The following is a 17,588-nucleotide window of genomic DNA, read 5'->3' on the forward strand; positions in this document are numbered from 1 at the left end:
GCTCAGACGGCCTCGGTCTTGTTCTTGCCGTTGCCCTTGGCGGCTTCAGCCAGGTTGCGGATGGATTCGGCGAGCTCTTCCTCGGCCGTCTTCTCCACTTTCTTGAGCGTGGGGTCTTCGATCAGGCCTTGCAGGAAGCCCAGGCGCTTGATCAGCTCGGAGATGCCCTGCAGCCACAGCAGCGCAAAGCCCAGCGGCATCATCAGATACACAGGCCAGCGGATCAGGCCACCTGCGTTGTTCGACATTTCGCCCGAGGCCAGCGCGCGGGTGAAGAAGGGAATGCCATACCAGAGCACGGCCAGGCACATGGGCGTGAGGAAGGCGATGTAGCCGAACACGTCGATCCAGATCTGCGTGCGCTTGGAGAAGCGGCTGGAGATCACGTCCACCTTCACGTGCTCGCCCTGCAGCAGCGTGTAGCCTGCGGCCAGCAGGAACGATGCGGCAAACAGGTACCACTGCACTTCCAGGAAGGCGTTGGAGCTGATGTTGAACGCTTTGCGCACCACGGCATTGACGCCGCTGATGATGGTGGAGGCCAGGATCAGCCAGACCACGTATTTGCCGACCTGGGTGTTAAGCCAGTCGATCCCCCTTGATAACTTCAATAGAGCCTGCATGGTGTCTCCAATAAAAAGGCTGTGCGTACGATGTGCCGGGCCGCCACGCGGGTGGGCGCAGCGGATCGACAAACTTTTACAACGGCGCGATTCTACGGAGCACTGTAGGCCCAGGCTGACGGATGCGTGACGGTGTTATCCCTCAGCAGGCTCTAGTTCTTTAGCTATCAAAAATAGAGCAATTAGGGTTTCTTCCTAGATGCCGTTGCCCGCTTTTTCCCGTTGAACTGCCACCAGGGCAGCACCGTGCTCATGGCCAGCACCTCGCCGCAGCGCAGGGGGGTGTAGCCGGGCAGGGTGGCCATGTGTGCCAGCCATTCAGGGGTTTGCAGCAGGGTGCGCAGGGCGAGCGTGGCGGGTTGGTCCAGGCTGGCTTTCAGGCAGGCCAGGTGGTAGCGCTCGTGCACCAGCGGCACAAAGTCCAGCCCGCGCGCGCGCGCGGCCAGCTCGATGCCCATGCCCACATCGGCGGCTCCGGCGGCCACGGCCTGCGCTATGGCAGTGTGGGAGGGCTCGTTGAGCGCATAGCCGACGATGCCCTGCGCATCCAGCCCCTCCTGGGCCAGCAGGTCGTCCAGCAGCACTCGCGTGCCCGTGCCCAGGGGCCGGTTCAAGAAGCGTGCGCCGGTGCGGGCCACGTCCTGCAGGCTGTGCAGCCCCAGCGGGTTGCCTGGAGCCACGATGAGGCCCTGCGTGCGCTGGGCAAAGCCGATGATCTTGTGCAGGCCCGGCTGCAGCAGGGGCTGATAGGTCTGGGCGGTGAGCGAATCGGCCCCGGCCTGCTCCACGGTGTGGAAGCCCGCCAGCGTGCAGCGCCCTTCGTTCAGCGCGCGGATCGCGTCCACGCTGCCAGTGAAGCGGATGTCGAGGTGCAGTGCGCCCGCATCGGCCTGCGCGGCATGGGTGCGCAGGGCCACCAGGGCGTCGTCGTGGCTGGCGTACAGGGTGAGCACATGGGCGTTGGGGTCGAAGGCCACGGCAAACGCGCGCTCCAGGTCGGCGTGCAGCGCCGCAATCTGCGGCGCCAGCCTGGCCTGGGCCTGGCGTTCGGCCCACAGCAGCTTGGCGCCGAACTCGCTGAGCTGGGCCGACTGACCCTTGCCCCAGATGATCAGCTCGCCGCCCAGCTGGTCCTCCCAGCGCTTGAGTGCACCCCAGACATGGCGGTACGAAAGGTCCAACGCACGTGCGGCACCCGAGATGGAGCCATGTTCTGCCACGGCCTGCAGCAGCTCGGGCAGCGGGTTGCGGATGAGGGCGTTGCCTGCATCCTTGCTGAGTGTGTAGTGAAGTTGGACCCTATGCACGGACGTTCATATCGCTGGATATTGGATGGGTGCCTACGATAGCCCAAACCGATCCTCTGGCCCATGTCCACTCTCACCGAAAGCGCGGTCACAGCGCTGCAACTCACCCTCTCCTCCGACCCCGTCCTCTGGACCATCGTGGGCCGCTCCTTGTCTGTCAGTGCCACGGCCTGTCTGCTGGCCTGTGGCATGGGCCTGGTGCTGGGCGCCTGGTTGGGCGTGGCCCGCTTCACGGGGCGCGGGGCGGCGCTGGCGGTGCTCAACACCCTGCTGGCTGTGCCCTCGGTGGTGGTGGGGCTGGTGGTGTACCTGGTGCTGTCGCGCAGCGGGCCGCTCGGGTCGCTGGGCTGGCTGTTCAGCTTCAAGGCCATGGTGCTGGCGCAGGCCATTCTGGTGTTGCCTGTGGTCACGGCGCTCACGCGCCAGGTGGTGGAAGACGCCGAGCGCGCGCACGGCGAGCAGCTGCGCTCCATGGGCGCAGGCCCGCTGCTGCGGGCCCTGCTGCTGGCCTGGGACGAGCGCTATGCCTTGCTCACGGTGCTGCTGGCCTCGTTCGGCCGCGCCATCTCCGAGGTGGGCGCGGTGATGATCGTGGGCGGCAACATCGACGGCTTCACGCGCGTGATGACCACGGCCATTGCGCTGGAGACCAGCAAGGGCGACCTGCCCCTGGCGCTGGCGCTGGGCATCATCCTGCTGGCCGTGGTGCTGGCGCTCAATGTGCTGATTGCGCTGCTGCGCCGCTGGCGCGAGCGGGTGGACGGCTCGGCAAGCGGCACGGCGGTGGGGGTGGCGGCATGAGCGGCCCACCCAGCACTGCGTGGGCCGATCTGCGCCAGGTGACGGTGCGCTACGGCCGCGTGCCCGCGCTGGAGCAGGTCACGCTGCGCATCACCCCCGGCGAGCGCGTGGCGCTGGTGGGCGCCAACGGCAGCGGCAAAAGCACCTTGCTGCGCGTGCTCAATGGCCTGGCGGGCACCCAGGCAGGCGGCCTGCACTGCGATGCCACCTTGCGCCAGGCCATGCTGTTCCAGCGCCCGCACATGCTGCGCACCAGCGCGCAGAACAACGTGGCGCTGGGCCTGTGGCTGCGCGGTACGCGCTGGCGCGATGCGCGGCTGCAGGCGCTCACGGCGCTGCAGCGCGTGGGCCTGCGCGACATCGCTGCGCAGAACGCCCGCACCTTGTCGGGCGGCCAGCAGCAGCGGGTGGCGCTGGCCCGCGCCTGGGCGCTGCGGCCCGATGTGCTGCTGCTCGACGAGCCCACCGCCAGCCTTGACCCCCATGCCAAGCGCGAGGTCGAAGCCCTGATGGCCGACTTTGCCGCCAGCCACGGCGCGGCGGGCCCGGCCCACCCGGTGACCATGGTGTTCAGCAGCCACAACCTGGGCCAGGTCAAGCGCCTGGCCAGCCGTGTGATCTACCTGGAGCATGGCCGCCTGGTGGCCGATCTGCCGGTGCACGACTTTTTCAACGGCCCCCTGCCAGAGGCCGCCCGTTTGTTTGTCAAGGGAGAACTGGGATGATGGCGATGACGAAAAACTTCAAGCTTTTTAAGCCTCTTGCGCGCGTCCAGTATGTGCTGATAGCTACTGTTTTTGTAGCGTATGGCCCAGCATCCGCCCAGAACATCACCATGGCGTCCACCACGTCCACCGAGCAGTCGGGCCTGTTTGGCCACCTGATGCCCGAGTTCAAGAAGGCCAGTGGCCTGGACGTGAAGGTGGTGGCCCTGGGCACCGGCCAGGCGCTCGACATGGCGCGCCGGGGTGATGCCGATGTGCTGTTTGTGCACGACCAGGTCGCCGAAGAGAAGTTTGTGGCCGACGGCTGGGGCGTGAAGCGCTACCCCGTGATGTACAACGACTTCATCCTGATCGGCCCCAAGGGCGACCCGATGGGCACCAAGGGCAAGGACATCGTGGCCGCTCTGCAGAAGCTGGCCACGGCCAACGGCAACTTTGTCTCGCGCGGCGACAAGAGCGGCACGCACGCGGCCGAGCTGCGCTACTGGAAGCTTGCGGGTGCCGACACGGCCAAGGGCAGCGGCTACAAGGAATGCGGCTGCGGCATGGGCCCGGCGCTCAACATCGCCGCGTCGAGTGGCGCCTACGTGCTGGCCGACCGGGGTACCTGGCTCAACTTCAAGAACCGTGCCGACCTGGCCGTGCTGGTCGAAGGCGACACCAGGCTTTTCAATCAATACGGCGTGATGGTGGTCAACCCCGCCAAGCACCCGCATGTGAAGGCGCAGGACGCGCAGAAGTTTGTGGACTGGGTGGTGTCGCCCGCTGGCCAGCAGGCCATCGCGGGCTACAAGATCGGGGGCGAGCAGCTGTTCTTCCCCAACGCTGGAAAGTAAATCCCCCTGAGTCGCTTCGCGCCATCCCCCCAAGGGGACGCCACCGGTGGCCCTGCGGAGCCGGTTCCATGGTGGCACGGGCTTGCGCCGCGCCAGTTTCCAGGCGACAGGGGCTGTGCGGGTTGTCACGTTAGCAAGGCAGGTCGGGCTCGCGCGAAGGGGCGCAACCCGGCAGCTGCATGCTCAGTCGTCATCCCGGTGATGGCTGCTGCGCCAGATGGCCCGCACCAGCCACAGCCCACACACCACGGCACCAAAGAAGCCCAGAAAACCAAACGCGGGCAGCCCGAACAGCGTGGGCCCGCCCTTCACGGTCATCACGATGGACGAGCCGATGATCAGCGCCGCAATCACCAGCGCCATGGCCAAGCGGTTGGCCGAGCGGTCGATCTGGTCGCCCACGCGCTTGAGGTGGGCCAGCTCGATGCCTACCTGCAGGTGCCCACGCCGCGCATTGCGCAGCAGCCGCGAGAGGTCGTCCGGCAGCTGCTCCGCCGTGGCCAGCACCCGCCGCAGCGCGGTCCAGGCGCGCCCGGCCAGCGCCTCAGGGCGGTAGCGGTGGCGCACCACCTGCTGGAGCACGGGCAGGGTTTCGGTGGCCATGTGAAAGCCCGGGTCCAGGTTGCGGCCCATGCCTTCGAGCGAGATGAAGGCCTTGATCAGCAGCGCCAGGTCGGGTGGCAGCCCCAGGCGGTGCTCGCGCAGGATGGCGCTCACGTCCGCCAGCATCTGGCCCAGGCTCAGCTGCGCCAGCGGCACGCCGTGGTACTGGTCCACAAAGGCCTCGACCTCGGTTTCGAGCTGGCCCAGGTTCAGGCCCTGGGCGTCGCCCGTCCAGTCCAGCAGCACATCGGCCACCGCCTGGGGCTGGTGCTCCACCAGGCCCAGCAGCAGTTGCAGCAGCTCGTCGCGCCGCCGCTGCGACAGCCGCCCCACCATCCCGAAGTCGATGAAGGCAATGCGGTTGCCGGGCAGGTAGAACACGTTGCCCGGGTGCGGATCGGCGTGGAACAGGCCGTCTTCCACAATCATCTTGATCACCGCCTGCGCGCCCCGCTGTGCCAGCACGCGGCGGTTGAAACCCGCCTCGGGCGTGAGCGCGGCCAGCGCGCCGCCGGGTGTGCCGTCGATGAAATCCTGCACGTTGATGCGCTCGCGGGTGTAGGCCCAGTGCACGCGCGGGATCACGATGTGGGGCAGCGCTTCGGCCATGTTGGCGGCGATGCGCTCGGCCTGGCGGCATTCGCCCGCCAGGTCCAGCTCGCGCCGCAGGGAGCGTGCGAATTCGCGCACCAGCTGCTGCGGCCGGTAGGGCTTGAGCGCAGGCAGCTCGGCCTCGGCCAGCGCGGCCAGGCGTTGCAGCAGGCGCAGGTCGGCGTGGATGGTGTCGGCAATGCCGGGGCGGCGGATCTTGACCACCACTTCGGTGCCGCCATGCAGGCGGGCGCGGTGCACCTGGGCGATGGAGGCCGCAGCCAGCGGTGTGGTGTCGAACCAGGCGAACACCTCTTCGGGCTCGGCGCCCAGGTCTTCGCGCAGCTGCGGGCGCAGGGCATCGAAGGGCACGGCGGGCACCTGGCTGTGCAGTTTTTCGAACTCGGCAATCCACTCGGGGCCGAACAGATCGGCCCGGCCCGCGAGGATCTGCCCGAACTTGACGAACGCCGGGCCCAGTTCTTCCAGCGCCAGCCGCACCTGCACGGGCGGCTCCACGCGGGCCAGGTCGGCAGCATGCGTCCAGTTCAGCGCCTGGCCCGCGCGCTCCAGCCGGTCGGCCAGGCCCATGCGGCGCACGGTGTCGCCAAAGCCGTGGCGCACCATTACCCCCAGGATTTCCTTCAGGCGCCCGAGGTCGCGGGCCGTGTCCAGCGTTTCGATGAGCATGGGGCCATCATAGGTTCAGAAGCCCAGCACAGGCTTGTTCACCATCAGGTAGAACACCACGGCCATGGCCACAAAGGCGGGGTAGCCCAGCGCCTCCCACCAGCGGGCGTAGCGCCAGTACAGCGGGGGCAGCACGCCGTCGCCCTGTTCGCTTTGTGCGGCCTGCGCTGCCATGTCGCGCATGCGCAGCTGCAGCCACACCACGGGCAGCCAGCAGGCCCCGGCCACCAGGTACAGCGCGATCGACACAGCAAGCCACGGTGTGCTCCAGGGCAGGCCCGCCATGGCCGCCATGGCCAGCCCCGTAGCGGGCTGGATGAGCACCGTGGGCGTGGTGAACCACCAGTCTGCCCGCACCACCAGACGCGTGACCACGGCCTGCGCCTGCACATTGCCGCTGCGGTTGGTGAAGAACATGTAGAACGCCGAGCCGAGCCCCGTGCCCACCAGCAGCACGCTGGAGACGATGTGCAGCCACTTGAGGGTGAGGTACAGGCTCATGGGGACTTCGCGCGTTCGTCCTGCAGCAGCACCAGCAGGATGGCGGCAATGGGCAGGTTCTTGGTCAGCGGGCCCAGCGGGTGCAGCCACCAGGACGGGTCGATGGCGCTGGCCAGCAGGGTCATGATCCCCATCAGCACCAGGGCTGCGAGGTAGGCCGCCCGGCCGGGCCGCCAGGCCATCCAGGCGCCCAGCGCCGCATCGGCGGCAGCTCCGGCCAGGATGAGTGAGGGCGCCAATCCTGCAATGCTGCTCCACGCAGGGGGCAGGCTGACCAGCAGTGCGCGGCTTTGCCCGTTCAGCTCCACCACGCTCACCAGGGCCGTGGCCAGCCACACGAAGACGAGGCTCCAGCGCAGCAGCGCATGGGCGGCGGGCGTCATGCCTCCTCCACGGTGTCTGTCACCATGCCCCACTTTGCAAACTCGGGCGTAAAAGACTCCAGCGGCAGCAGGCCGGTGCTGGTGTGTGCGCCAGTGGGCAGGGCCTGCCCGGCGGCCAGTTGCCGGGCCAGCAGGATGGTGGCCATGCAGGGGATCTCGGGGCCGTGGTCGTTGTCGGCCGCAATGTGCCACGCGCGTTGGCGCGGCTGGCCCTGGGCGTCGGCACCTGCCACCCGCACCACCATGCCGCCCAAGGGGGTGCCCAGGGCGTCGAGCACGCCGCCGCTGCGGTGCAGCAGCCCCGCCAGCTTTTCGGGGTGGGCCAGCAGCCCCCAGTGGCGCAGGGCGGCCAGGGTGGCAAAGCTGCGCTGCGCGATGCCCACTTCCAGGGCCGCGCGGAACAGGACGCGGTCGCGCACCCGGTAGTGGGCCGGGAAAATCTCCAGGTCTGGGATGTCGCACACTGCCCCCAGGCGCGGCCGCAGGCGGTGGAACCGCACCGGCGTGGGCGCGGCCCAGCCCCGCCGGGCTTGCCAGCGGCCACCCTCCCACACGGGGATCGGCAGTCCGCAATAGCTCAGCACGGCGGCCAGCGTGGCCTCGCCGCGCGGCGCGCGCTGTGCAGGGGCGATGCAGATGTCGATGCTGTCGATGTGCTGCCAGTCTGCGCACAGGTGGTCGATGACGGCCGACGACAGTGCGGGCACGGTGCTGGCTCCGGTGACTGCGGTGCGCCCGGCCGCCGCAAAGGGGGCCTGCAGCGCTGCCGGAAAGTCGCACACAAACCGGCGCCCGTCGGCCAGGTCAATGTAGTGCGCGCCTGCCTCGGCAGCGGCCTGGGCCACGCCGTAGGCCTGTGCCTGGAAGGGGCCTGCCGTGTGGATCACCAGGCCCACGCCCAGCGCGCGCAGCCGGTTGGCCAGGCCGGGTGCCTGGTGGTCCAGCGCGATGCCTTGCGCGCCGTGGCCCAGAGTGTGCGCCAGGGCCTGGGCGCGGGTGGCATCACGGCCTGCCACCAGCAGTTCGATGCCGTGGTGGGTGGCCGGGTCGCCCGCCAGTGCGCGGCAGATGCGTGCGCCAAAGTTGCCGTAGCCGCCCAGGACCAGGGATTTGAGTGTTCCCATGGTTTAGGCCCCGCGCGGCTTGGTGTGCAAGCCTTCATGGAGTCGCGCGTACGCGCCGGTCGTTGATCGATGACTTTGTTTTTTCCACGCCATGGCCACCCCGTCCTCCCCTTTTGTGTTGTGTGTCTGCGGGCCATCATACGGTCGGTGCGGCCTGGCTTTGAGCGGGGTCAGTTCACGATGGCAATGCCCTTGATCTGCGCAAAAACAGCCCGGCCCGGCGCCAGCGCCAGCGCCTGGGCCGACCGCTGGGTGACCCGTGCCAGCAGCCGCGCGGCCCCGGCGTCCAGCGCCACCATGCACTGGCCCGGGCTGTCTTCGGCCAGGGCCACCACGGTGGCGGGCAGGATGTTGAGGATGCTGCTGTCTTCGGGCGCGGCCAGTGCCAGGCTCACGTCGCGCGCCTGCACGCGCAGGCGCAATGCCTCGCCCGGCGCGTGCGCCGTGGGGCTGACCAGCAGTAACTGCCCGCCGCTGAACCCCACGGTGGTGATGTGGTCGTGCGCATCATGCTGCTGCACGGTGCTGTCAATCACCGTGGCGGCTGCATCGCCATGGGCCAGGGGCAGGTCCAGGCGGGTGATCAGCTCGCCCGTGGGGCCCTGGGCCAGCACGCGGCCTTCGCGCAGCAGCACCATGTGGCTCGCCAGCCGTGCGACCTCGTCGATGGCGTGGCTCACGTACAGCACGGGGATGTCGAGCGCGCGGTGCAGAGTCTCCAGATAGGGCAGGACCTCGGCCTTGCGCTGTGCGTCCAGCGCGGCCAGGGGCTCGTCCATGAGCAGCAGGCGCGGGCTGGTGGCCAGCGCGCGCGCAATGGCCACACGCTGGCGCTCGCCGCCCGACAGGGCCTGGGGCTTGCGCTCCATCAGATGGCCGATGCCCAGCAGTTCAACGGCCTGCTCCAGCGCCACCTGGCGCCGCGCGGGCGGCGTGCGCTGCAGGCCATAAGTGATGTTGCCGCGCACCTTCAGGTGGTCGAACAGGCTGGCCTCCTGAAACACATAGCCCAGCGCGCGCTCGTGGGTAGCGCGCCAGAGGTGGGCGGCGTCGTCCTGCCACACCTCGCCGTTCACCACCACGCGGCCGGGCCGGGCGCGGGCCAGGCTCGGGTTCGGATGGTTGCGGGTCAAGCCCGCGATGCCACGCAGGCAGGTGGTCTTGCCGCAGCCCGAGGGGCCGAACAGCGCCGTCACACCGCGTCCAGGCAGATGCAGGTCCACATCCAGAGTGAAGCCTGGGCGCACCAGGTGCAGGCGGGCGTGGATGGAGGGCAGAGGCAATGCGGTTTCCATCATTGCCTCACGACACCAGGGGGGCGCGGCGCCGCGTGAGGTTCAGGCCCAGCAGCACCAGGAACGAGAACACCACCATGCCCCCTGCCAGCCAGTGCGCCTGGGCATACTCCAGCGCCTCCACGTGGTCGTAAAGCTGCACTGACACCACACGCGTCACGCCAGGGATGTTGCCGCCCAGCATGAGCACCACGCCGAACTCGCCCACCGTGTGCGCAAAGCTCAGGATCGCGGCATGGACAAAACCCGGCCGGGCCAGCGGCAGCGCCACGGTGAAGAACTTGTCCAGCGGGCCCGCTCCCAGGGTGGCAGCGGCCTCCATCGGCCGACTGCCGATGGCCTCGAACGCGTGCTGCAGCGGTTGCACCGCAAACGGCAGCGAATAGATGAGCGAGCCCACCACCAGGCCCCAGAAGGTGAAGGGCAGCGTGCCCAGCCCCAGGCTTTGGGTGAATTGCCCGATAGGGCCTTGGGGCCCCAGGGTGATCAGCAGATAGAAACCGATCACCGTGGGGGGCAGTACCAGGGGCAGCGCTACCACCGCCGACACCGGGCCGCGCCAGCGCGACCGCGTGTGCGCCAGCCACCAGGCCAGCGGCGTGCACAGCACCAGCAGCAGCACCATGGTGGTGCCTGCCAGCCGCAGCGTGAGGCCAATGGCCGCCAGGTCAGCGCTGGAGAAGGGCATAGGTGTTGAATAGAGTTTTGCGGTCGCGCGGTCCTTGGTCTTGTCCGGCAGCGCGTTCGATTCATCAGGGCCGTTCGGGCTGAGCTTGTCGAAGCTTCGCGCAGCGCTTCGACAAGCTCAGCGTGATCGGCTTTGCTTGTTTAAGTTAATGCACAACGGCCTCAGAAACTATAGCCGTAGGACCGGATGATGCCCTTGGCCTTGTCACCCTTGAGGTACTGCATCAGCGCCAGGGCCGCCGCATTGCCCTTGCCTGTCTCCAGCAGGGCCGCATCCTGGCGGATAGGCTCGTGCAAGTCGGCGGGCACCTGCCAGGCCGAGCCGCTCGTGATCTTGCCGTCGGCCATCACCTGCGACAGCGCCACAAACCCAAGCTGCGCATTGCCGGTGGCCACAAACTGGTGGGTCTGTGCAATGTTCTCGCCCTGTACCAAACGCGGCTGCAGCCGTGCGGTCACCCCCAGCTTGTCCATGGCCTGCATGGCTGCCATGCCATAGGGCGCGATCTTGGGGTTGGCAATGGCCAGGTGCTTGAAGTCGCCGGTTTTGAGCACGCTGCCCTGGGCGTCCACATAGCCGGGCTGGGCGCTCCACAGTACCAGCGTGCCAATGGCATAGGTAAAGCGCGCGTTGGCCACGGCCTTGCCTTCCTTCTCCAACCGGGCGGGGGTGGTGTCGTCGGCCGACAGCAGGATCTGGAACGGTGCGCCGTTGCTGATCTGCGCGTAGAACTTGCCGGTGGCGCCAAACGACAGCTCGGCCTTGTGGCCCGTGTCGGCCTGGAAAGCTGAAGCAATCTTCTGCATGGGGGCCGTGAAGTTGGCGGCCACTGCAACAGAGACGGTGTCGGCCTGCGCCGTCTGTACGGAGGCCAGGGTGAGACCGAACCACCCAACGATGGCGCGAAGCGCGGGGGCGAGGTGCTGGAGCATGGTGGTGGATGCGAGGGAGTCGTTATTCATATTTGGAATAGCGAGTATAGACACCCTGCTGGTGGCCTGTCCGCGATGGCTTGTTGGGGGATGGGAGCCAGGGGCGCATGAGCGGAGACCTTGTCGGTGGCACCGCCGTGCCGCCGTGCAGCAGGCCGCCTGATGGACGTCAGTCTTCGGTGCACACCTGGTTGCGTCCTTGGGCCTTGGCCCGGTAGAGCGCCGCATCGGCCCGCTTGAGGGTGGCCTCGATATCGGCATCGCCCGGGCCCCATTGCGCCAGCCCGATGGAAGCCGTGACATGCACGGCGCGCCCATCGCGCAGGGCCACTGGGGTGGTCTGCAGGGCCAGGCGCAGGCGCTCGGCGGCGGTCACCGCTTCGGCCAGCGGGGTGGTGGGCATGAGCACTGCAAACTCTTCGCCGCCGATGCGGGCGGGCAGGTCCACACTGCGCAACTGGGCCACCAGCAACTGCGCCAGCTGCACCAGCACATCGTCGCCCCCGGCATGGCCGTACTCGTCGTTGATCTTCTTGAAAAAGTCCACGTCCAGCATCAGCACGCAGAACACCTGCATGCTGCGGCGGCTGCGGGCGATTTCGTGCTCGGCCTTGTCGTAGAAGTCACGCCGGTTGCTCAGGCCGGTCAGTGCATCGCTGCGCGCCATGCGCTCCAGCTGGGCCTGCACACGCTTCTTCTCGGTATGGTCGAACACGGTGGAGCGGCTGGCGACAAAGCGGCCCTGGGCATCGTGGATGGCGGTGGCGCTGATCAGGATGGGCATGGCCTCGCCGGACGCGGTCAGCAGTTCCATCTCCAGGTCCTTGATGTGGCCTTCGTGCATGAACTGGGGAAAGCGGTCCTGGAAGATCTGCTGGCTGGCCGGTGTCAGAAAGTCGGAATAGGCCCGGCCCTGCACCAGTGCCAGCGGCAGGCCCAGCCATTGCAGCTCGGTCTGGTTCATGCGCAGCACGCGGCCCTCATGGTCGAGCGAGTGGTAGCCGCAGGGCGCGTGGTCGTACAAATCCTGCACCTGTTCGCGCGCGCTCACGGCCACGTCGCGGTCGCCGCGCATGGCCGCCTCGCTGCGCCGGGTGGCATCAAACTGCTCGGCAATGGCCGCCAGCTCGGACACCCGCAGGGGCACGGGCCTGCTGCGTGGATCGGCAGACCCGTCCACGGCGTGGGCCACGGCCTTCATCTGGCGCAGCAGGTAGCGCGAAAACGCCATGGCGGTGACTACCGACAGCGCCATCCACAGCAGGCCCAGGCCCGCCATGTGCCACAGCATGTCCGTCAGGGGGCCGTGCAGGATGGTCTGCGGCACCGCCACGCCCAGGTACCAGTCAAAGCCGAACACGGGCCGCACCAGGTTCATGGTGGGCGTGCCTTCCAGCGTGGCGCCCAGGAACGGGGCGGGTTGTCCGGCGGAGAGGATGCCTTGCCGGAACGATGCGCTGGCCGGTTTGCCCACATACCGCGCCGCATCGTGGCTGCGTGCCACCACGGTGCCTTCGGCGTCGGCGATGCCCGCAATCCAGCCTGCGGGCAGGCGTTCAGCGGCCACCAGGCTGTTGAGCGAGTCCACAGCCAGGATGCCGCGCAGCGCATAGGTGGCCTCGCCTTCGCGCGCCAGCGGCACGGTGAGTGCGACCACCTGGATGGGGCTCACCGGGGATAAAAATGGCCCGGACACATTCGGACTCTGGGTACGCAACGCGGTGGCAACGTGGCTGGCGGCGCTCACGGGCAGGTCGGTGCGTCCAAACGGGGCAGCCGTCAGGAAAAGGATGCGGTCCTGGGTGACCAGGGTGATCGCGCGGATGTCGGGGTCGCGGGCAACAACACGCTTGGCGTGGAGGTAGAGGCCGGGCGCATCCAGCGCCAGGGCGGCATCGGATTCGGCCAGCGCATTGAGGGTGCCCAGGGTGCTGTGCAGCTTTTCGGCCACGGTGTGGGCCAGCTCGTCACTGCGGCGTTCCAGCTGCTCCACCAGGGTGCGCTGCTGGAACTCCTTGAACTCCCACACCACCGACAGTGCAAACACCAGCAGCGGCAGGGTCGTCAGCAGCGACAGGCCCAGCAGCCACATGCGCAGGCGCAGGCGCACGGTGCGTGGCGGGAGCGTGGGGGTGTTCATGGCCCGCAGCGTAGCCGCTTTTGGGGCGCTGCGAAACGCGGTTTTTGCTGCGAGCCCCAGGCCGAGGTTGCTGCCGCATTTCAGCGGCGGTGCGGCCGCGTGGCGCCGGGTGTGGTGAGCCGGGCCACGGCCCGGCGGGCCAGCGGGGCGGCCAGCATCACGGCCGGGAACGCCAGCAGCCACGCGGTCAGCCAGGCGCTCATCCACGGGCCCACAAAGCCCTGGTGCGGCGGCAGCGTGCGGTAGGTGGCGATGCCAGACACCAGCAGCGACATGGTGCCCGACAGGATCAGGCTGAACAGCGCGGGGCCATAGCGGGCGGGGATCATGCGGCGATCTCCTCACGGGGCTGTGGCGCAGCAACGGTATCCAGGCGCTGCAGGGTCTGCGCAAAATGCCGGCCAAACATCCGGGCCGTCTTCACATCCCCTGGGGCAAAGGCATCGGCGGGGGACCCGTGGCCTGCCTGCGCCATCAGGCCCGACCACGAGCCCAGCCGGTTGGCGGCCTCGTCGTACGGTACACCGGCATGCTGCTCGGGCAGGATGGGGTTGCCCACCCACACCATGCCGTGCTGCATGGCAAACACAAACATCGACAGCAGCGTGGACTGCTTGTCGCCCGCAGGCAGCGACGACACGGTGAAGCCTGCTGCGAGCCGGTTCTTGAGCTGCTGCGTCTTCCACAGGCGGCCGGTGGCGTCCATGAAGGCCTTGAACGGGCCGGAAACCCCGCCCAGGTAGGTGGGCGAGCCGAGGATGACGCCGTCGTAGCGCAGCAGGGAGTCTGGGGTGTGGGCCAGGTCTTCGGCCCGGATCAGTTCGGCCTGGATGCCGGGCACGCCCTGAGCGCCCTGGCGGACCTGCTGCGCGATGTGGGCGGTGTGGCCGTGGGCGCTGTGATAGATGATGGCGATGTGTTGCATGGTGTGGTTTCCTTGGGTGGTTTCTGAGGGGGCTTCAGGGGGAGGGCGCGGGAGGCGGTCATCGTGAAACCAGGCCGATGGCCAGCGCGGACAGGTACAGGCCGAAGCCAAAAACGGTGTGGTTGGCCAGGCTGCGCAGGCAGTTCCTGAGCGGCGTGGGCGTGCGCGATGCGGCAAAGCCCGCGCCCATGGCCGGTTGCATCACCAAAAGCGGCGCGGCCACGGTGCCAAGGCCCAGGGCCAATGCGGGCAGCAGGGTGGGGCTGCGCACCCAGTCCGTGCCCTGGATGGCCACCAGCACCATGGCAAAACCCACGCCCACGGCGTAGTGCGTGAGCCAGCCCCAGGCTGTCTCACCCCGGATGGGCGCCGCCTTGGCGATGGCCGCGTGGGCGAACTGGCCGCGCAGCAGGTGGCCCACCCAGCGGCCGATGAACGCGAAGTTGAGCGTGGGCACGCCCAGGCGATGGAGCAGCACCAGCCAGGCGTCCATGACGGCGGTGGCGCCGATGCCGATCAGCAGGGCGAGCGGAAGGTCTTGCCATTGAAAAGCCATAAAAAACTCCTTGGACGGTGGACGTGAAAACGGGTTGAATTCACGGTTGAATGGACTGTAGAAGTTCAAGTCAACTTGAAGTCAAGGGCTTGCTGGAGGTTTTTATGGACATTGCAGAAGTTGCCAAACGCTCGGGCCTGCGGGCATCGACGCTGCGGTACTACGAAGAAAAGGGCCTGGTGCACTCGGTGGCCCCGCCGGGTGAGCGGCGCCGGTTTGCGCCCGGCGTGCTGGACCAGCTGGCGCTGATTGCGCTGGGGCAGTCGGCGGGGTTCTCGCTGGACGAGATCCGCTCCATGTTCCTGCCTGGTGGCGAGCCCCACATCGACCGGCAACTGCTCTCGGCCAAGGCCGACGAGCTGGATGCCATGGTCAAGCGCCTCAAGGCCATGAGCAACGGCCTGCGTCACGCAGCGGCCTGCCCGGCCGAAAGCCATGCGCAATGCCCGTCCTTCCAGCGGCTGCTGAAGGCGGCGGCGGATGGCGCGCTGGCGCGTCAGCAAAAGTTGGCGAAGCCGGTCAAGGGGCTGCGCCGCAGGGCGGCCTGACGGTCCTGCGCCAAGACCCCGCTGAGGCATCATCAGCCCATGCCTGCTTCACTCTCCCTCACCGACGCGCTGGGCCATGCGCTGACCGACAAACGCATCGACATCCTGCGCCAGATTGGCGCCTGCGGCTCCATCTCGCAGGCCGCCCGCGCCGTGGGCGTGAGCTACAAGGCCGCGTGGCAGGCGGTGGACACACTCACCAACCTCGCGGGCACACCGCTGGTGGCCCGGGCCGTGGGCGGGGCGGGCGGCGGCGGCGCGCAGCTGACCCAGGCGGGCCACCAGCTGCTGGCCGCCGCCGATGCAATGGCGCAGGCGCGCGGCGCCGTGCTGGCGCGCTGGCAGGCCACACCCCACGCGGGCCCGGCACTGGCGCGGCTGGCGGTGCGCACCAGCATGCGCAACCAGCTGCCTTGTGTGGTGGACCGGCTCACGGTGCAGGGGCAGATCGTGTGTGCGCACCTGCAGCTGGAGGGAGCGGGTGCTGTGGGCGACGTGGCAGGTGCCGGGGCGCTGGCCGCACGCATCACCCGCGAGAGCGCCGAGCTGCTGGGCCTGCAGCCGGGGCTGGCCGTGCTGGCGCTGTGCAAGGCCACGGCGGTGCGGGTGGAGCGTGGTGGGCGCGCGGCACCTGCCCCCGCCACTGCAGCGCCCGCTGGCACCCTGCGGCTGCCCGGCCGGGCCACGCGTGTGGTGCGGGGTGAATCGGGCGATGAGGTGTCGGCCGAGCTGGCGGCGGGCCTGCACATGGTGGGTTTTGCTGCGCCCCACAGCGGGCTGCGCGCGGGCAGCGCCGTGGTGCTGGTCGTGGAGGAAAACGCCGTAGTGCTGGCACTGGCAGAGCTCTGAGCGGCGTTGTTTTGCGGGATGATTGCGCTATATATTTGATAGCTTAAAAGGCAATATGGTCGCGCGCAGAGGCCTTTTTTTATCAAAATTTTGACTCTGATCGACAGCGTGCGGGCAAGGTGGGCTGGCGCGGCGCCGTTCACGACCCCTTGGGCGTGCCCAGCTTGCGGTACACCGTGGCGCGGCTGATGCCCAGTGCGCGGGCCGCCTCGGCCACGTTGCCCCGGGCGTCCAGCACGGCCTGGCGGATCAGGGCGGTCTCGGCCTCGCGCAGCGGCGCGGCCACTGGCGGGGGGGGAGAAACCAGGGGCGTGGCCCCGGTGGGACTGAACGCGCTGACGGGGTTGGCGGCGCTGCTGCGGTGGGTGTGCGCGGGCCACTGGGCCATGGCCTGCAGGCGCAGGCCTGACCACAGGGGCAAATCCAGCGGCTGCACGGGGTGGCGCCGGGCCGCGTCAAACAACATGGTCCAGGGCATGGCCAGCAGGTCGCTGCAGTGGGTGGTGGCACCGGGCGCGCGCAAGGGCTGGGGCACCAGCTGGCGGGCCATGCTGTTCGCGCCCACCACGCAGCCATCGGCGTCGAGTGCGAGCAGGCCGTCGCCTTCGCTGCCCAGCATGCAGCCGGGCCAGTTCATGCGCAGCAGCAGCGCGTGGGGGCGCTGCAGCAGCAGGGCGTCTTCCATGGCGCGGGCCGAGCGCGCCACCAGGTGGCGCAGCTCCGGCCGCTCGGGCACATCGATGCCGGTCAAGTCCAGCATGCCCATGCACCGGCCTTCGGGGTCGAACAGCGGTGCGCCCGCGCAGCTGTAGCTGCCGTTGTCGTCCAGAAAATGCTCGCCCCGGTGCAGCCACACGGGCTGCAGCTCGGCCAGCGCCGCACCGATGGCCGTGGTGCCCACGGCGGCTTCCGAGAGATCAATGCCCACGCGGCCGATGCTGCTGGCGCGCGGGTCGCTGGGGTCGCAGTGGCCTTGCACCTCGACCACGGTGCCCCGGGCGTCGGTCAGGATGGCGAAGTAGCGCATGCCCGCAATGGCGCGCGTGAGCTGCTCCAGCACAGGGCGGGCCGCGCGCAGCAGGGCCTGGTTTTGCTCCAGGCTGTGGCGCAGCGCCGGGGCGCTCACGGCCTCGAACACCACACGCTGCGTGGGGTCCATACCCTGCGCCAGGCAGCGCTGCCACGACCGCGCGATCCAGGGCTCCACCTCTGCGCGCACGGGCGCTGCACCCTCCGCCAGCAGGGTCTGGCGGGCCTGCGCAATCAGCGCGTGGCGGTGGGCGGTGGAGGTGGGGGCGGAGGGCAGCATGGTGATCCGGATCCTTGAGCTGCGCATGATGCGCCGGTGTGCGCTGCAACATGTTTCATTTTGAGAATATCCGGCGAGGGCCCCCGGAAATCTAGGGTTGTCCCTAGGGATGGGTGGTGGGGGGCGGCAGAAGATGCGCGAGGTCAGTCCAGCTACAACCTA

Annotated in this window: 19 protein-coding genes; 5 read left to right on the forward strand and 14 right to left on the reverse strand. The window is 68.6% G+C overall.

The features are described 5' to 3' along the window. Positions 1 to 2 precede the first annotated feature (2 nt). On the reverse strand, positions 3 to 623 hold the full coding sequence (locus AC07Z7_RS02665; RefSeq protein ID WP_291467558.1) for a TRAP transporter small permease subunit: 621 nt from the start codon (positions 621 to 623) through the stop codon (positions 3 to 5). 182 nt (positions 624 to 805) lie between these two features. Next, positions 806 to 1,930, reverse strand: coding sequence for a substrate-binding domain-containing protein (locus tag AC07Z7_RS02670; protein WP_494765231.1), 1,125 nt, complete (start codon positions 1,928 to 1,930; stop codon positions 806 to 808). Between the two features lie 63 nt (positions 1,931 to 1,993). Here AC07Z7_RS02670 and AC07Z7_RS02675 point away from each other — a divergent pair, with 63 nt between their 5' ends. From AC07Z7_RS02675 to AC07Z7_RS02685, 3 genes are read left to right on the forward strand one after another with little or no spacing between them, the layout of a single operon-like run. Then, positions 1,994 to 2,731, forward strand: a complete 738-nt coding sequence (locus AC07Z7_RS02675) for an ABC transporter permease (protein ID WP_094288452.1) — start codon at positions 1,994 to 1,996, stop codon at positions 2,729 to 2,731. Further along, positions 2,728 to 3,456 (forward strand): ABC transporter ATP-binding protein, encoded by a 729-nt coding sequence (locus tag AC07Z7_RS02680; RefSeq protein ID WP_494765232.1) that lies wholly within the window; start codon positions 2,728 to 2,730, stop codon positions 3,454 to 3,456. Before AC07Z7_RS02675 ends, AC07Z7_RS02680 begins: the two co-directional genes overlap by 4 nt. Continuing rightward, positions 3,453 to 4,292, forward strand: a complete 840-nt coding sequence (locus tag AC07Z7_RS02685; protein WP_165773887.1) for an ABC transporter substrate-binding protein — start codon at positions 3,453 to 3,455, stop codon at positions 4,290 to 4,292. Before AC07Z7_RS02680 ends, AC07Z7_RS02685 begins: the two co-directional genes overlap by 4 nt. Positions 4,293 to 4,475: 183 nt before the next feature. Here AC07Z7_RS02685 and AC07Z7_RS02690 read toward each other — a convergent pair whose 3' ends face one another. The 11 genes from AC07Z7_RS02690 to AC07Z7_RS02740 all read right to left on the reverse strand — a co-directional run bounded on the left by AC07Z7_RS02690 (position 4,476) and on the right by AC07Z7_RS02740 (position 14,720). Further along, on the reverse strand, positions 4,476 to 6,176 hold the full coding sequence (locus AC07Z7_RS02690; protein ID WP_494765233.1) for an ABC1 kinase family protein: 1,701 nt from the start codon (positions 6,174 to 6,176) through the stop codon (positions 4,476 to 4,478). A 15-nt stretch (positions 6,177 to 6,191) separates the two neighbouring features. Then, a complete protein-coding gene (locus AC07Z7_RS02695; RefSeq protein WP_494765234.1) occupies positions 6,192 to 6,677 on the reverse strand; it encodes a DUF2269 family protein in 486 nt (161 codons plus the stop codon). After that, positions 6,674 to 7,060 (reverse strand): DoxX-like family protein, encoded by a 387-nt coding sequence (locus AC07Z7_RS02700; protein ID WP_094288461.1) that lies wholly within the window; start codon positions 7,058 to 7,060, stop codon positions 6,674 to 6,676. Before AC07Z7_RS02700 ends, AC07Z7_RS02695 begins: the two co-directional genes overlap by 4 nt. Further along, a complete protein-coding gene (locus AC07Z7_RS02705) occupies positions 7,057 to 8,184 on the reverse strand; it encodes a saccharopine dehydrogenase NADP-binding domain-containing protein (protein ID WP_494765235.1) in 1,128 nt (375 codons plus the stop codon). The genes AC07Z7_RS02700 and AC07Z7_RS02705 overlap by 4 nt, the downstream gene beginning before the upstream one ends. A 170-nt stretch (positions 8,185 to 8,354) precedes the next feature. Next, positions 8,355 to 9,479 (reverse strand): molybdenum ABC transporter ATP-binding protein, encoded by a 1,125-nt coding sequence (modC, locus tag AC07Z7_RS02710; RefSeq protein WP_494765236.1) that lies wholly within the window; start codon positions 9,477 to 9,479, stop codon positions 8,355 to 8,357. Between the two features lie 7 nt (positions 9,480 to 9,486). Beyond that, positions 9,487 to 10,167 (reverse strand): molybdate ABC transporter permease subunit, encoded by a 681-nt coding sequence (gene modB / locus AC07Z7_RS02715; RefSeq protein ID WP_494765237.1) that lies wholly within the window; start codon positions 10,165 to 10,167, stop codon positions 9,487 to 9,489. A gap of 161 nt (positions 10,168 to 10,328) precedes the next feature. Beyond that, complete coding sequence (modA, locus tag AC07Z7_RS02720; protein ID WP_494765238.1) at positions 10,329 to 11,099, reverse strand: molybdate ABC transporter substrate-binding protein; 771 nt, start codon at positions 11,097 to 11,099, stop codon at positions 10,329 to 10,331. A gap of 169 nt (positions 11,100 to 11,268) precedes the next feature. After that, a complete protein-coding gene (locus AC07Z7_RS02725; protein ID WP_494765239.1) occupies positions 11,269 to 13,239 on the reverse strand; it encodes a sensor domain-containing diguanylate cyclase in 1,971 nt (656 codons plus the stop codon). Between the two features lie 80 nt (positions 13,240 to 13,319). After that, positions 13,320 to 13,568, reverse strand: coding sequence for a DUF2798 domain-containing protein (locus tag AC07Z7_RS02730; RefSeq protein ID WP_291468830.1), 249 nt, complete (start codon positions 13,566 to 13,568; stop codon positions 13,320 to 13,322). Continuing rightward, positions 13,565 to 14,164 carry a flavodoxin family protein gene (locus AC07Z7_RS02735; RefSeq protein ID WP_494765240.1) on the reverse strand — a complete coding sequence of 200 codons (600 nt, stop codon included), beginning with the start codon at positions 14,162 to 14,164 and terminating at the stop codon, positions 13,565 to 13,567. The genes AC07Z7_RS02730 and AC07Z7_RS02735 overlap by 4 nt, the downstream gene beginning before the upstream one ends. 58 nt (positions 14,165 to 14,222) lie before the next feature. Next, the gene (locus tag AC07Z7_RS02740; RefSeq protein ID WP_494765241.1) at positions 14,223 to 14,720 is read right to left on the reverse strand and encodes a DUF2938 domain-containing protein; all 498 of its coding nucleotides are present in this window, start codon (positions 14,718 to 14,720) and stop codon (positions 14,223 to 14,225) included. Between the two features lie 104 nt (positions 14,721 to 14,824). Between AC07Z7_RS02740 and AC07Z7_RS02745 the strand changes: the two genes are divergently transcribed. Both AC07Z7_RS02745 and AC07Z7_RS02750 read left to right on the forward strand, forming a co-directional pair. Beyond that, positions 14,825 to 15,268 carry a helix-turn-helix domain-containing protein gene (locus AC07Z7_RS02745; RefSeq protein WP_252658568.1) on the forward strand — a complete coding sequence of 148 codons (444 nt, stop codon included), beginning with the start codon at positions 14,825 to 14,827 and terminating at the stop codon, positions 15,266 to 15,268. A gap of 39 nt (positions 15,269 to 15,307) precedes the next feature. Then, positions 15,308 to 16,117, forward strand: a complete 810-nt coding sequence (locus tag AC07Z7_RS02750; protein WP_494765242.1) for a TOBE domain-containing protein — start codon at positions 15,308 to 15,310, stop codon at positions 16,115 to 16,117. A 139-nt stretch (positions 16,118 to 16,256) separates the two neighbouring features. On the opposite strand, the gene AC07Z7_RS02755 is transcribed toward AC07Z7_RS02750, so the two are convergent. After that, a complete protein-coding gene (locus AC07Z7_RS02755; protein WP_494765243.1) occupies positions 16,257 to 17,426 on the reverse strand; it encodes a sigma-54-dependent Fis family transcriptional regulator in 1,170 nt (389 codons plus the stop codon). Between the last annotated feature and the right edge of the window lie 162 nt (positions 17,427 to 17,588).

This window comes from Acidovorax sp. GW101-11A03 (assembly GCF_059424825.1).